Source organism: Streptomyces sp. RGM 3693 (genome assembly GCF_050471125.1).
Classification (GTDB): Bacteria; Actinomycetota; Actinomycetes; order Streptomycetales; family Streptomycetaceae; genus Streptomyces.
Map to the genome: position 1 here is coordinate 1,753,232 of NZ_JBMPPQ010000001.1, position 14,032 is coordinate 1,767,263.

Annotated in this window: 11 protein-coding genes; 1 reads left to right on the top strand and 10 read right to left on the bottom strand. The window is 70.4% G+C overall.

What is annotated here, in order from left to right:
* Nucleotides 1-136: 136 nt before the first annotated feature.
* Together ACO0M4_RS07435 and ACO0M4_RS07440 are read right to left on the bottom strand one after the other, a co-directional pair.
* A complete protein-coding gene (locus ACO0M4_RS07435; protein WP_430368938.1) occupies nt 137-973 on the bottom strand; it encodes a nucleotidyltransferase domain-containing protein in 837 nt (278 codons plus the stop codon).
* A gap of 400 nt (nt 974-1,373) precedes the next feature.
* The gene (locus ACO0M4_RS07440; protein ID WP_430368940.1) at nt 1,374-1,871 is read right to left on the bottom strand and encodes an NUDIX domain-containing protein; all 498 of its coding nucleotides are present in this window, start codon (nt 1,869-1,871) and stop codon (nt 1,374-1,376) included.
* A gap of 195 nt (nt 1,872-2,066) precedes the next feature.
* Here ACO0M4_RS07440 and ACO0M4_RS07445 point away from each other — a divergent pair, with 195 nt between their 5' ends.
* Complete coding sequence (locus ACO0M4_RS07445) at nt 2,067-3,191, top strand: glycerate kinase (protein ID WP_430368942.1); 1,125 nt, start codon at nt 2,067-2,069, stop codon at nt 3,189-3,191.
* 147 nt (nt 3,192-3,338) lie between these two features.
* Here ACO0M4_RS07445 and pssA read toward each other — a convergent pair whose 3' ends face one another.
* The 8 genes from pssA to ACO0M4_RS07485 all read right to left on the bottom strand — a co-directional run bounded on the left by pssA (nt 3,339) and on the right by ACO0M4_RS07485 (nt 14,009).
* A complete protein-coding gene (gene pssA / locus ACO0M4_RS07450) occupies nt 3,339-4,199 on the bottom strand; it encodes a CDP-diacylglycerol--serine O-phosphatidyltransferase (protein ID WP_430368943.1) in 861 nt (286 codons plus the stop codon).
* Nucleotides 4,186-4,833: a phosphatidylserine decarboxylase gene (locus ACO0M4_RS07455; protein ID WP_100604263.1), complete on the bottom strand. Its 648-nt coding sequence runs from the start codon at nt 4,831-4,833 to the stop codon at nt 4,186-4,188. Before ACO0M4_RS07455 ends, pssA begins: the two co-directional genes overlap by 14 nt.
* A 170-nt stretch (nt 4,834-5,003) precedes the next feature.
* The gene (locus ACO0M4_RS07460; RefSeq protein ID WP_390012158.1) at nt 5,004-6,209 is read right to left on the bottom strand and encodes an acyl-CoA dehydrogenase family protein; all 1,206 of its coding nucleotides are present in this window, start codon (nt 6,207-6,209) and stop codon (nt 5,004-5,006) included.
* 4 nt (nt 6,210-6,213) lie between these two features.
* Complete coding sequence (locus ACO0M4_RS07465; protein WP_430371286.1) at nt 6,214-6,738, bottom strand: MaoC family dehydratase; 525 nt, start codon at nt 6,736-6,738, stop codon at nt 6,214-6,216.
* Between the two features lie 5 nt (nt 6,739-6,743).
* The gene (locus ACO0M4_RS07470; RefSeq protein WP_430368946.1) at nt 6,744-7,709 is read right to left on the bottom strand and encodes an HpcH/HpaI aldolase/citrate lyase family protein; all 966 of its coding nucleotides are present in this window, start codon (nt 7,707-7,709) and stop codon (nt 6,744-6,746) included.
* Nucleotides 7,706-9,718, bottom strand: coding sequence for a protein meaA (locus tag ACO0M4_RS07475; protein WP_430368948.1), 2,013 nt, complete (start codon nt 9,716-9,718; stop codon nt 7,706-7,708). The genes ACO0M4_RS07470 and ACO0M4_RS07475 overlap by 4 nt, the downstream gene beginning before the upstream one ends.
* A 10-nt stretch (nt 9,719-9,728) precedes the next feature.
* Nucleotides 9,729-11,102: a crotonyl-CoA carboxylase/reductase gene (gene ccrA, locus ACO0M4_RS07480; protein ID WP_430368950.1), complete on the bottom strand. Its 1,374-nt coding sequence runs from the start codon at nt 11,100-11,102 to the stop codon at nt 9,729-9,731.
* Between the two features lie 414 nt (nt 11,103-11,516).
* Entirely contained in the window at nt 11,517-14,009 is a 2,493-nt protein-coding gene (locus tag ACO0M4_RS07485) for an NB-ARC domain-containing protein (protein ID WP_430368952.1), read from the bottom strand.
* Nucleotides 14,010-14,032: the final 23 nt, after the last annotated feature.

The following is a 14,032-nucleotide window of genomic DNA, read 5'->3' on the forward strand; positions in this document are numbered from 1 at the left end:
ACGCCACCCGTCACCCCCGAGTCGTCAACCTGATTCGTCACCTCCCGAGCCCTCATCCCGAGCTCTCACCCCGAGCCGTCGTCCCGACCCCTCACCGCAACGTCGTCACGCCACGTCGACACCTCACGCCATCACCTCACCCCGTGACCTCACGCCGTCCCCCCTCCGCACTGACCACCCCCTGTACCTCGGTCACCAGGTCTTCGGCCAAGGTGACGGAGTGGCGCAACTGGGCTGCGGTGTGGCCGAGTTCGCCAAGGAGGGTGGTGGCGCGAGTGGCGAAGTCCGGTGGGGTGTGAGGGAGGGTGGCGGCGGTGGCCAGGGCGCCCTTCTCGTTGAGGCACCAGACGCCGTGGTGGGCGTGCAGGGCCTGGACGAGGGCACCTATGGCCCGGGAGAGGCACAGGGAGGCATGCAGCACGTCCGCGGTCGCGGACGACTTGGCCGCCATGGCCACCGAGAATCCCGCGTCCCAGACGGCAGCACCGGTCAGTGCCTCGCGCAGAGGCTCCGGATACGACCGGGTCTCCTCCTTGAGGGGGCTGAGCTCCCCGGTGCTGTCGGCCAGGATCTGTCCGAGGGCGACTTCGCCCGGATAGGCGGGGGACCAGAAGCCGAGGGGATGGCCGGCCTGCATGCCGGTCTCGAAGCGCCCGGCGCGGCAGTCCTCCCACACCTGCCGCACACGGTCGACATCCCGGAAGATCCAGTCCACATGGCTGCCGTCGGGCAGCACCAGCCATGCGCCGCCGTTGACCCAGGGCCCCCAGGCGCCCGGTGGGTGTATCTCGACGGGGCCGCCGGTCACGTCCGCCGCCAGTGCCTCCAGGGCGGGCAGGTCGGGTGTGCCCCGGTAGTAGATCCCCAGATCCCAGTCGGAATCCGGGCGGTTGGTTCCTCGTGCGCGGCTGCCCCCGAGCATGACCCCGACGACTCCCGGCACCCGCGCGATGCGTGCTGCGATCTCTTTCATGGGAATGAGGCTAGGCGGCGGGCGCGGGGAAGAAATCAACCCACGGTTCTCACACTCAGGTATGAGACGTGCTCCCGACATGAGGCGTTCTCCCGGGCGCCGGCGCCGGCGCTGCGACTCGCTCACCGTGATGCGGATCAGTCACCGCAGTTCAGCGAGGTCACCGGAGTGCGACGCGCACCGGCACTGCCCGAGTACCGGCACTGCCCGACTACCGCCACCGCCCGACTACCGCCATCGCCTGAGTGCCGGCAGCGCCGTGCACCGAGCAGTGCGGTGCGCCGCGCAGTGCCAGGCACCCAGCCGTGCCCTGTGCGCCAGGCCGTGCTGCGCGTACCGGCCGACAGCGCTTGCCTGCCGACCGGCTGGGCGACGCGTAGGGGCACCGGTCGCTGGGCTGTCAGGCCGGCGGCAGGCCGTCTTCGAGTTCCACCGGGCCGTGGCCGCGTTCCAGGGCGTCCAGGGCGCCGCGGACCCGCAGTCGCAGGTCCTTGGCCAGCAGCGTCTCGGCCTCGTCCCAGTGGACCAGGCGCCAGGACAGCAGTTCCTCCTCCTGCAGCCGGATCGCGGCGAACTGTGCCGCGTCCAGCACCCCGCCGTCGAAGAGGTAGGACACCAGCGGCGGCCGCGCCTCCCCGCGCACCCAGTCGACGGCGAGCAGCGGGCCCAGTTCCACGTCCAGGCCGATCTCCTCGACGGTTTCCCGGCGCGCGGCCTGGCGTGGGGATTCCCCGGTGTCCGACTCGACGGTGCCGCCGGGGAGGACCCAGGTGTCGCGGTAGTTGGGTTCCACGAGCAGCAGGCGGCCTTCGGCGTCGCGGAAGATGGCGCCCGCGCCCGCGAGTACGCGGGGCAGTCCGGCGATGTAGGTGGCGTAGTCGTCGTCCGTGGTTGTCACGGCGTGAGCCTAGGGGGCGGCAGGCCGGGAGGAGAAGCGGGAGCCAGAGGTGGGAGGGGGTGCGGGCGGACGGGTGATCTTCGTCGGCTCTGTTCGACGGGGGCGTCGGGCGGATAAGGTCACAGCGGCGCGACTGCCAGTTCAAAAGCAAGGGGAAACACGGTGGCGGACGCAGCAAGGACAAACACAGCACATGTGCTGATCGCCGCGGACAAGTTCAAGGGCTCGCTCACGGCCGTCGAGGTTGCCGAGCACGTCACGGCCGGTCTGCGGCGCGTGGTCCCCGGTCTGGACGTGGCGGCGGTGCCGGTCGCGGACGGTGGCGACGGGACGACAGCGGCGGCCCTCGCGGCCGGTTTCACCCGGCACGAGGCGCGGGTCACCGGGCCCACCGGCGAGCCGGTGACGGCCACCTTCGCGCTGCGCGAGGACGGGACGGCGGTGGTGGAGATGGCCGAGGCATCCGGCCTCCAGCACCTCCCGAAGGGCGTCTTCGCGCCGCTCACGGCCACCACGTACGGCACCGGTGAGCTGCTGCTCGCGGCGCTGGACGCGGGGGCGACCTCGATCGTCTTCGGGGTCGGCGGCAGCGCCACGACGGACGGCGGCGCGGGCATGCTGGCGGCGCTGGGCGCCCGGCTCCTGGACGCCGACGGGGCGCCGGTCGGTCCGGGCGGCGGCGGGCTGCGGGCGCTGGCCACGGCCGATCTGTCGGGGCTCGACCCGCGGCTGGCCGGTACGGAGATCGTGCTCGCCAGCGACGTCGACAATCCGCTGACCGGCCCCAAGGGCGCGCCGGCGGTCTACGGGCCGCAGAAGGGCGCCAGCGAGGAGGACGTCGCCACGCTGGATGCCGCTCTGGCGCACTATGCCGAGGTGCTGGAACGTGCCGTCGGACCCAAGGCCGCGGAGCACGCGCTGGCGCCCGGGGCCGGCGCCGCGGGCGGGATCGGCTACGGCGCGCTGGTCGGGCTGGACGCCGCGTTCCGGCCGGGTATCGACGTGATGCTGGACGTGCTGGGGTTCGCGCCGGCGTTGGCCCGGGCCACGTTCGTGATCACCGGTGAGGGTTCGCTGGACGAGCAGACCCTGCACGGCAAGGCGCCGGCCGGGGTCGCCGCGGCGGCGCGGGCGGCGGGCATCGACGTGGTCGCGGTCTGCGGGCGGCTCCAGCTGTCCCAGGAGGCGCTGGCCGCGGCCGGTATCCAGCGTGCGTACGCCCTGACGGACCTGGAGTCGGACCCGGCCCGCTGTATGGCCGAGGCGGGTCCGCTGCTGGAGCGGGCGGCGGAGAGCCTGGCGCGGGACTTCCTGGTCTGACTGGTCTGACGGGTCTGAGCCGTCGCGGCGGCACGCGCTACCCTTCGTCGAAGGCTTCCGCCTCACGCGAAGGCTTCCGCCTCATACGAAGAGGCCCCGAGCGGATCGTTCCGCTCGGGGCCTCTCGGCGTTCTGGGTGGGCGCCCCTCAGGGCTGGTGCGCGGCGCGCGATTCGGCGCGCGACTCGCGGCGGTTGTCGCGGAAGGCGTTGACCCTCCGGGCCGTCGCGAACAGCGGGATCATCGCGCCCAGGACCACCTGCAGGGAGCAGCCGGTCTGGAGCAGCAGCTGGCCGCCGGGGGCGTCCAGGGCCCAGGCGGCGAGCATGCCCATGCTGAGCACGATCCAGCTGAGCATCGCCACCGCGAGCCGGCCGCGCGGCTTGGGGTACTCGACCCGGCTCACCATCAGCCAGGCCACCCCGATGATCGCCAGCAGGGTCGGCACGAACGGCAGCTCCAGCAGGACGATGGCGACGACGGTCAGGGCGCCGAACGGGCTCGGCATGCCCTGGAAGATGCCGTCACGGATCGTGACGCAGGAGAAGCGGGCGAGTCGCAGCACGACCGCCAGCAGCACCACCACCGCCGCGACCACCGACACCCGCTGGTGCGCGTCCTGGGCGACCATGCCCCAGGTCACGACGAAGTAGGCGGGCGCCAGCCCGAAGCTGATCAGGTCGGAGAGGTTGTCGAGCTCGGCCCCCATCGCCGAGGCCCGCAGCTTGCGCGCCACCAGCCCGTCGAAGAGGTCGAAGACCGATGCCAGGAGCATCAGGATCACGGCCATCGCTGCGCTGTGCCGCGCCATCCCGCCGTCCTCGGTCCCCGTCAGGTGGGGGATGAGGACGCCGGTGGTGGTGAAGTACACGGCCATGAAGCCGCAGATGGCGTTGCCGAGCGTGAGGGTGTCCGCTATTGACAACCGCGTCGACAGCGGCATGTCATCGTCGTCCCCGTCGTTCTCCGGCGCCCAGCCCGCCTGGGTCTCGGGATCAATCACGGTCAAGGCGAGTCACCCCCGCGGTAGTGGCCTGGCCGACCTCGACGGCCGGCTCGACTCCCTCCGGGAGGTAGACGTCCACCCGCGAGCCGAAGCGGATCAGGCCGATCCGCTCGCCCTGCTCGACCTTGGTGCCCTGGGGCACGTAGGGGACGATGCGGCGGGCGACCGCGCCGGCGATCTGCACCATCTCGATGTCGCCCAGCTCGGTGTCGAAGTGCCAGACGACCCGCTCGTTGTTCTCGCTCTCCTTGTTGAACGCCGGAACGAATCCGCCGGGGATGTGCTCCACGGACGTCACCGTGCCGGCCAGCGGCGCACGGTTGACGTGGACGTTCAACGGGCTCATGAAGATCGCGACGCGGGTGCGGCCGTCCTTCCACGGCATGATGCTCTGCACCACGCCGTCGGCCGGAGAGATGACGCGTCCCTGAGCGATCTCTCGTTCGGGGTCGCGGAAGAACCACAGCATGCCCGCCGCGAGTGCGGTGGTGGGCACGGCGACGGCAGCCCAGCGTCCCGAGCGACGGGACCGGGCCAGGCTGACCGCTGCCGTTGCCACGGTCGGGAGGAGCCACGGCGACGCTCCGCGCGCGAGGCGGACGCGACCGCGTTGTGCAGAGGATTGGCTGTGGGGCATGGATGACCTTCGTAGCGGAGGATGCCGCGTATGGATACGGGGGACGGCGGCTTTCCTGGGATGCTATCGGTTGCGAGCGGCAACTGGCCAAGAGCCAGAGCCAATCCGTGGCCGAAGAACGATGACACGGTGTGATCTTTATCTACCGGAAAACAGCCCAAAAGGGGCGTTCAGCCCTGGATTCGGTACTCCTCAAGTAGCCGACGGCCGATGATCATTTTCTGGATCTCGGCCGTGCCCTCGCCGATCAGGAGCATCGGGGCCTCCCGGTAGAGACGCTCGATCTCGTACTCCTTGGAGAAGCCGTAGCCGCCATGAATACGGAAGGCGTCCTCGACCACCTCCTTGCAGTACTCGGAGGCCAGGTACTTCGCCATGCCCGCTTCAAGGTCGTTTCGTTGTCCGGAGTCCTTTTTGCGTGCGGCATTAACCATCATGGCATGCGCCGCTTCCACCTTTGTCGCCATTTCAGCGAGTTTGAACTGGATCGCCTGATGCTGGGCGATCGGCTTGCCGAAGGTGTGTCGCTGCTGTGCGTACGTCACGCCCAGTTCGAAGGCGCGCTGGGCGACCCCGCAGCCGCGTGCGGCCACATTGACCCGGCCCACCTCGACGCCGTCCATCATGTGATAGAAGCCACGCCCGGTCTCGCCGCCGAGGACCCGGTCCGCCGGAATGCGTAGCCCGTCCATGATCAGCTCGGTGGTGTCGACCCCCTTGTAGCCCATCTTCTCGATCTTGCCCGGAATGGTCAGGCCGGGTCGGACCTCGCCGAAGCCCGCCTCCTTCTCCACCAGGAAGGTCGTCATCGACTTGTGCGGGGGAGTGCCCTCCGGATGGCCCTCGTCCGTCCGGCACAGCACCGCCACGAGAGTGGACGAGCCGCCATTGGTGAGCCACATCTTCTGACCGTTGAGGACGTAGTGGTCACCGTCCCGCACGCCCTTGGAGGAAATGGCCGAAACATCGGAACCCAGTGCCGGCTCCGACATCGAGAAGGCGCCCCGGATCTCACCCGCCGCCATCTTCGGAAGGAAATAGTCCTTCTGTTCCTGCGTGCCGTGCTGCTTGAGCATGTACGCCACGATGAAGTGGGTGTTGATGATGCCGGAGACGCTCATCCAGCCGCGGGCGATTTCCTCGACCGTCAGTGCATAGCTGAGCAGCGACTCGCCGAGCCCGCCGTACTCCTCGGGAATCATCAACCCGAACACGCCGAGTTCCTTCAGGCCCTCGACGATCTTGGTGGGGTATTCGTCGCGGTGCTCCAGCTCCGTGGCGACCGGGATGATCTCCTTGTCCACGAAGTCCCGGACGGTGGAGAGGATTTCCCGCTGGATGTCGGTCAGACCCTCGGTCTGTGCGAGACGCGCCATGTGGTCACTTCTCCTTCCGGGCCACGGGGGCCTGAAGCTCGGGGCGGCCGGGCTGCTCGCCGCCGCGCTCCTTGATGTACGTGGCCGTGGGGACCATCACCTTGCGTCGGAAGACGCAGACCAGGGTGCCGTCCTGCTTGTAGCCCTTGGTCTCGACGTACACGATGCCGCGGTCGGACTTGGACTTCGACGGCGTCTTGTCCAGCACCGTCGTCTCGCCGTAAATCGTGTCGCCGTGGAACGTGGGTGCCACGTGCTTCAGCGACTCGACCTCCAGATTGGCGATCGCCTTTCCGGAGACATCCGGCACCGACATGCCCAGCAGCAGCGAATAGATGTAATTGCCGACGACCACGTTCTTCCCGAAGTCGGTGGTCTGCTCCGCGTAGTTGCTGTCCATGTGCAGCGGGTGGTGGTTCATGGTCAGCAGGCAGAAGAGGTGGTCGTCGTATTCGGTCACCGTCTTCCCCGGCCAGTGCTTGTAGACGTCGCCGACGGTGAACTCTTCGTAGGTACGGCCGAACTGCATTGCGCTCATGCCTCCGGGGCTTCGAAAGTGGACGTGCGGGCCATGCCGGCGGCCCGGCCCTTTCCGGCGATGACCAGGGCCATTTTGCGACTCGCCTCGTCGATCATTTCGTCGCCGAGCATCGCCGAACCCTTTTTCCCGCCCGCTTCGGACGTGCACCACTCGTACGCGTCGAGGATCAGCTCGGCGTGGTCGTAGTCCTCCTGGGACGGCGAGAAGACCTCGTTGGCCGCCTCCACCTGACCCGGGTGCAGCACCCACTTGCCGTCGAAGCCCAGCGCGGCCGCCCGGCCGGCCACCTCGCGGAACCCGTCGACGTTCTTGATCTGGAGGTAAGGGCCGTCGATGGCCTGGAGGTTGTGCGTGCGGGCCGCCATCAGGATGCGCATCAGGATGTAGTGGTAGGCGTCCGCCGGGTAGCCGGGCGGCTGCTCGCCGACCACCAGGGACTTCATGTTGATGGACGCCATGAAGTCCGCCGGACCGAAGATGATGGTCTCCAGGCGGGGCGAGGCGGCGGCGATCGCGTCGACGTTCACCAGGCCCTTGGCGTTCTCGATCTGCGCCTCGATGCCGATCCGGCCGACCTCGAAGCCCATGGTCTTCTCGATCTGCGTCAGCAGCAGGTCCAGGGCGGTCACCTGCGCGGCGTCCTGCACCTTCGGCAGCATGATGCAGTCGAGGTTGGGGCCGGCGCCCTCGACGACCGTGACGACGTCCCGGTAGGTCCACTCGGTGGTCCAGTCGTTGACCCGCACCACCCGCGTCTTGCCCGTCCAGTCACCCTCGTTGAGGAACTTGACGATGGTGTGCCGCGCCTCCGGCTTGGCCAGCGGTGCGCAGGCGTCCTCCAGGTCCAGGAAGACCTGGTCGGCCGGGAGGCCCTGGGCCTTCTCCAGGAAGCGGGGGTTGCTGCCGGGCACCGCCAGGCACGAACGGCGCGGACGCAGCCGCTGAACAGGGGCGGTCATGCGGGGACCTCCAACGGGTCGAGTTGGTTCGCGGTGCGGATCTCGTCGACGATACGGCCGATGATCTCCGTGATCCCGAAATCCTTCGGGGTGAAGACGGCGGCGACACCCGCTTCGCGCAGGGCCGCGCCGTCCGCGGACGGGATGATGCCGCCCACGATGACCGGCAGGTCACCGGCGCCGGCGCGGCGCAGCCGGTTCAGCACGTCCGGCACCAGCGCGGCGTGCGACCCCGACAGGATCGACAGCCCCACGCAGTGCACGTCCTCGGCGACCGCCGCCGACACGATCTGTTCCGGGGTGAGCCGGATGCCCTGGTAGACCACCTCGAAGCCGGCGTCCCTGGCGCGCACCGCGATCTGCTCGGCGCCGTTGCTGTGCCCGTCCAGGCCGGGCTTCCCGACCAGCAGCCGCAGCCGGCCGCCGCCCAGATCGGCCGCGGTCTTCGCGACCTTCTCGCGGACCGCCGCCAGCGTCGAGCCGGCCTCCGCGGTCACCGCCACCGGCGCACCGGAGACGCCCGTGGGGGCCCGGAACTCGCCGAAGACGTCCCGCAGCGCCCAGGCCCACTCACCGGTCGTCACGCCGGCGCGGGCGCACTCCAGGGTGGCCGGGAAGAGGTTGGCGTCGCCCGCCGCGGCCTTCTTCAGGGCCGACAGCGACTCCTGGGCCCGCAGTTCGTCGCGGTTGTCCCGCCAGGTGTCCAGGGCCCGCACGACGCCCTCTTCGTTGGCCGGGTCCACCGTCATGATCGCGGTGTCCAGGTCGGCGGTGAGCGGGTTGGGTTCGGTGCCCTGGAAGCAGTTGACGCCGATGATCTTCTCGTCGCCGGACTCGATGCGGGCCCGGCGCTCGGCGTGCGCCGACACCAACTGCGACTTCAGGTACCCGGACTCCACGGCCGCCATCGCGCCGCCCATCTCCTGGATCCGGTCGATCTCGGCCAGGCAGTCCGCCACCAGGGCGTCCACCTTGGCCTCGATGACGTGTGACCCGGCGAAGATGTCCTCGTACTCCAGCAGGTCCGACTCGTGCGCGAGGACCTGTTGGATGCGCAGCGACCACTGCTGGTCCCAGGGGCGCGGCAGCCCCAACGCCTCGTTCCAGGCGGGGAGTTGGACGGCGCGGGCGCGGGCGTCCTTGGAGAGGGTGACGGCCAGCATCTCCAGCACGATGCGCTGGACGTTGTTCTCCGGCTGCGCCTCGGTCAGCCCCAGGGAGTTGACCTGCACGCCGTAGCGGAAGCGGCGCTGTTTGGCGTTCTCGATGCCGTAACGCTCACGGGTGATCTTGTCCCAGATGCGGCCGAAGGCGCGCATCTTGCACATCTCCTCGACGAAACGCACGCCCGCGTTCACGAAGAACGAGATCCGGGCGACGACCTCGCCGCGCCGCTCCTCGGGCACCTGGCCGGAGGCGAACACCGCGTCGAGTACGGCGATCGCGGTGGACATCGCGTACGCGATCTCCTGGACCGGTGTGGCGCCCGCCTCCTGTAGGTGGTAGCTGCAGATGTTGATCGGGTTCCACTTGGGGATGTGGTTGACCGTGTACGTGATCATGTCCGTGGTCAGCCGCAGCGAAGGGCCCGGCGGGAAGACGTGCGTCCCGCGCGAGAGGTACTCCTTCACGATGTCGTTCTGTGTGGTGCCCGACAGTTTGGTGATGTCGGCACCCTGCTCCTCGGCGACCACCTGGTAGAGCGCCAGCAGCCACATGGCGGTGGCGTTGATGGTCATCGAGGTGTTCATCTGCTCCAGCGGGATGTCCTGGAACAGTCGTCGCATGTCACCGAGGTGGGACACCGGGACCCCGACCCGACCGACCTCGCCGCGGGCCAGGATGTGGTCGGGGTCGTAGCCGGTCTGCGTCGGGAGGTCGAACGCGACCGACAGGCCGGTCTGGCCCTTGGCGAGGTTGCGCCGGTACAGCTCGTTGGACGCCTCGGCGGTGGAGTGCCCGGCGTACGTCCGCATCAGCCACGGACGATCCTTCTGACGCTCAGTCATGAACTGGTCCTCAGACGTTCCTGCTGGGGTTGCCGGTCCGCTCCGCGGGCGCGTCCCGGAACAGGTTGATGGCATCGATGTGCTTGGCGCGCATCTCCTCGTCGCGCACGCCCATGCCCTCCTCGGGCGCGAGGGCCAGCACGCCTACCTTCCCCTGGTGGCGGTTGCGGTGCACGTCGTACGCCGCCTGGCCGGTCTCCTCAAGGGTGTACGTCTTCGACAGCGTCGGGTGGATCTTGCCCTTGGCGATCAGCCGGTTGGCCTCCCACGCCTCCCGGTAGTTGGCGAAGTGCGAGCCGACGATCCGCTTCAGCGACATCCACAGGTAGCGGTTGTCGTACTCGTGCTGGTAGCCGGAGGTCGAGGCGCAGGTCACGATCGTGCCGCCCTTGCGGGTGACGTACACGGAGGCGCCGAAGGTCTCCCGGCCCGGGTGCTCGAAGACGATGTCGACGTCCTCGCCGCCGGTCAGCTCGCGGATCCGCTTCCCGAAGCGCTTCCACTCCCGGGGGTCCTGGTTGTGCTCGTCCTTCCAGAACTTGTAGCCCTCGGCGTTGCGGTCGATGATCGCCTCGGCGCCCATCTTCCGGCAGATCTCCGCCTTCTGGTCGCTGGAGACCACACAGATCGGGTTGGCGCCACCGGCCAGCGCGAACTGCGTCGCGTACGAGCCCAGACCGCCGCTCGCGCCCCAGATCAGGACGTTGTCGCCCTGCTTCATCGCCGCGCCGTTCTGCGAGACCAGCTGCCGGTACGCGGTCGAGTTGACCAGACCGGGCGCCGCCGCCTCCTCCCAGCTCAGGTGCTTGGGCTTGGGCATCAGCTGGTTGGACTTGACCAGCGCGATCTCCGCCAGGCCGCCGAAGTTGGTCTCGAAGCCCCAGATCCGCTGCTCCGGGTCGAGCATGGTGTCGTTGTGGCCGTCGGAGGACTCCAGCTCGACGGAGAGGCAGTGCGCGACGACCTCGTCACCGGGGTGCCAAGCGTTGACGCCGGGGCCGGTGCGCAGCACCACGCCGGCCAGGTCGGAGCCGATGACGTGGTACGGCAGGTCGTGCCGCTTGGTGAGCGGGGAGAGCTTGCCGTAGCGCTCCAGGAACCCGAACGTCGACATCGGCTCGAAGATCGAGGTCCAGACCGAGTTGTAGTTCACCGAAGAGGCCATGACGGCCACCAGCGCCTCGCCCGGCCCGAGTTCGGGCACCGGCACGTCCTCGACGTGCAGCGATTTGCGGGGGTCCTTCTCACGGGTGGACAGGCCGGCGAACATCTCGGCCTCGTCCTTGTGCACGGTGACCGCGCGGTACGACTCGGGGAGGGGGAGGGCGGCGAAGTCTTCGCGCGTACTGTCCGGCGCGAGGATCGCATCGAGTATCTGGTTCACGGTATGCCTCCGGCGAAGCGCGTGGGGAACGGCTTGAGGGAACGTCGGGGGTGGAGCGGCGGTGGTGCCGTCGGTTCGGCCGGTGGTGCTTGGCATTGCGCGGGTGAGCGCGGTGGGGTCCCCCCGGCGGTAGCTGGGGGAGTGCCTGTGACGCAGGCGTCCGGGCGCGCAAAGTGCTTGCGGGGACAGTCGGCACACCAGGGTTGGGTAGGTGCGCCGGCCGCCCGGACACCTCCAACGTATGACACCCGGTGCCAGCCGACAAGACACTGAGTGCCAAGAATTTCTCTCAGATGTCACCCGGGCGGCACGCATGAGCAACGGAGGGGCCGATGGGGGGATGGTTCGTTGCGGTACGTGCTGGTCTGTGTGCGGACGGCGGATGGGTATCCGTTACGCCATTCGGGTGAGGCGTCAGGCCGACTTCCGGCGACTCCGGCGGAGCCGGTAGGTCCGGATCACCGGCCACCACTGGGCGGCGGAGTGCAGGGCCAGCAGGGCCACGGAGCCCGCGCCGGCCGCCGGCATGCCCACCCGGACGCCGACCGGGAGCAGCGCGACGCCCAGCGCCGCATGGCACCGGTGCGTCGCCACCGCGGCCAGCTCGCCGACCCGCCCGCCCCGGCCGCGCAGCCACACCCGCCGGGCCGCCCACCCGGTGGCCGCGGCCAGCCCCCACTGCGCGAGCCCCAGCCCCACCGCGCCCGGGCCGCCGCACGCCAGGGCCCAGGCCAGGCAGCCGGTGGCCCATACGGCGGCACAGAGCGGGAGCGCGAAGAGCCGGAGGAGGATGGGGCGGATGTGGTGGGGTGGGTGCCGGACCGGGGGCGCGGGGACCGCGGGCGGCGCCGGTGGCTCGGCACGGGCGAGCTTGGCCCGCAGCCGCGCCGCGGCCGGCAGGTCCCCCGCCTGCGTCAGCCGGGACAGCTCCTGGGTCAGCAGCCGGTCCCGGAGCAGTACGAGGTGGTGCTCGTAGGCCAGGTCGAGGGCCTCTTTGAGCAGCGGTTCGGCGTCCACCGGCCGGTCGTTCTCGATCAGCGCCCCGGCCTGCGCGGCCAGCGCCTCGATCGTCGCGCGCACGTCACCGGCCTTCCGCGCCGCGTCCAGACCGCCCTCGATCAGCCTCAGCCGGTCGTGCGGGTCGTCGGCCCGGCGGGCGAGCCTCAGCCAGACGTACGCCTGGACCGTGCGGTCCCCGGCATCGACGGCGGTCCGCCCCGCCAGCCAGTACGACAGGGCCGCCGCGTCGGCGTCGCCCAGCTGCTCCAGGGCCTCGCCCAGGGCGCTCAGCGACGCGGCCGCCCGCCGCCCCTCGTGCCGCGACCACCGCGCCTGAGCCTTTTCCAGATGGTGCACCGCACCGGCGAAGTCCTCCCGGTCCGCCGCCTGTTCCCCCAGGTCGTCGTGGAACGCGGCCGGCTGCACACCCGCCCGCACCCAGGCGAGATGGCCCGCCTCCGCGCACGCCTCGGCCTCCGCCGGTCGCCCCACCGCGCGGTACTGCTGCCGCATCGCCCGCAGCAGCTCCGCCTCCTGTTCGTGGTCGCCGCGCCGCTGCGCGGCCAGCACCCCGGACCGCAGCACGGCCAACGCGTCAACCGCCAGTCCGCGGCGTGCGAGACAGGCACCCAGCGGGCGGGCGAGCGGCTCCACCCGCCGGTCCAGCCCCCGCTCAGCAGCCTCCGCGACGGCCGCCGTCAGCGTCGCCCGCTCCTGGACGAACCACGCGTCCTCGGCCTCGGCGGCGCACCGCGCGTAGTGGTCCAGCAGTCGGTCCAGGGCGCCCGTGCGCGCGGACTCCGGTTCCCCGTCGGCCAGTTCGCGTGCATAGAGGCGCAGCAGGTCGTGGAAGCGGACGTGGCCCTCCGGGCCGGCCGGGTGCAACAGATGGGCCTGGACCAGGCGGCGCAGGGCCCGGTCGGCGTTCGCCTCCGGGACGTCGGCAAGGGCGGCGGCGGAACCGGCGTCGATCCCGGTACCGGGGTGCAGCCCCAAGTGGCGTAGCAGCCGGGCGTCCTTGGGGCCAAGCGTCCGGTATGAGGCGGTGAACGCCCGCCGCACGAGGCCGAGTTCGGCCAGCCGCTGGCCCGGCGGACGTAACGACGTCAGCACCCGGCCGGCGCTGTCGGAGACGTCCCGCAGTCGGCCCGCCACCACATCCAGGGCGAGTGGCAGATGGCCGCACAGCTCGGCGATCTCGGCGAGCTCGGCCCGCGGGACCGGAGCGGCGGACGCGGCCGCCAGCAACTCCAAGGAGTGCTCCGGCGCGAGGGTGTCCAGCCGCAGGACGGTGACGGCCGCCGAGGCGGGCGCGGTGCGGAGCGTGACCAGCAGGCGGTGACGTCCGTCGGGCGGTACCAGCGGGGTGAGGTCGTCCTCGGCCACGGCGTCGTCGAGGAGGACCAGCACCGGGCCGGCCGCGCCGCGCATCGTCCTGCTGAACTGGGCCTGAAGGCCACTCAGGTGCGGCGCGAACTGGTCCGTGGGAATGCCGAATTGGAAGAGATAGCCACGCAGCAGCTGTTCGGTGCTCAGCGGGTCCCGTCCGCTGTGGGCGCCGGCACACTCGGCGACCACCCCGCCGGGGAACAGCGCCTTCGCCTCATGGGCGGCGAACGCCATCAGGGTGGACTTGCCGATCCCGCCCTCGCCGGTGAGCGCGAGGACCCGCGCGGGCTCTTCGCGCTGACCGGGCGTCAGCCGGGCCAGGAGGCCGGCCACCGCGTCGCGACGCCCGTAGAAGCGACCGGGGCGGGGCGGCAGGGAGTCGGGGGCGGCGAAGGGAGCGGGAGTGTCACCGGAGGCGCCGAAGAAGATCTGGCCGGCCTGGTAGACGTTCTGCGCCTTCCCGCCACTGAAGTTGTTGTGCGTGCCCGGAGTTGGCCCCGCCCCGCTCGCGTCCTCCACGTTCCCGTGGATAGCACGAGCGG

Bases quoted from the DNA above. Each gene is read 5' to 3' on its own strand.
- ACO0M4_RS07435 (WP_430368938.1), bottom strand. From the start codon at position 973: ATGAAAGAGATCGCAGCACGCATCGCGCGGGTGCCGGGAGTCGTCGGG.
- ACO0M4_RS07455 (WP_100604263.1), bottom strand. From the start codon at position 4,833: ATGCCCCACAGCCAATCCTCTGCACAACGCGGTCGCGTCCGCCTCGCG.
- ACO0M4_RS07460 (WP_390012158.1), bottom strand. From the start codon at position 6,209: ATGGCGCGTCTCGCACAGACCGAGGGTCTGACCGACATCCAGCGGGAA.
- ACO0M4_RS07465 (WP_430371286.1), bottom strand. From the start codon at position 6,738: ATGCAGTTCGGCCGTACCTACGAAGAGTTCACCGTCGGCGACGTCTAC.
- ACO0M4_RS07470 (WP_430368946.1), bottom strand. From the start codon at position 7,709: ATGACCGCCCCTGTTCAGCGGCTGCGTCCGCGCCGTTCGTGCCTGGCG.
- ACO0M4_RS07475 (WP_430368948.1), bottom strand. From the start codon at position 9,718: ATGACTGAGCGTCAGAAGGATCGTCCGTGGCTGATGCGGACGTACGCC.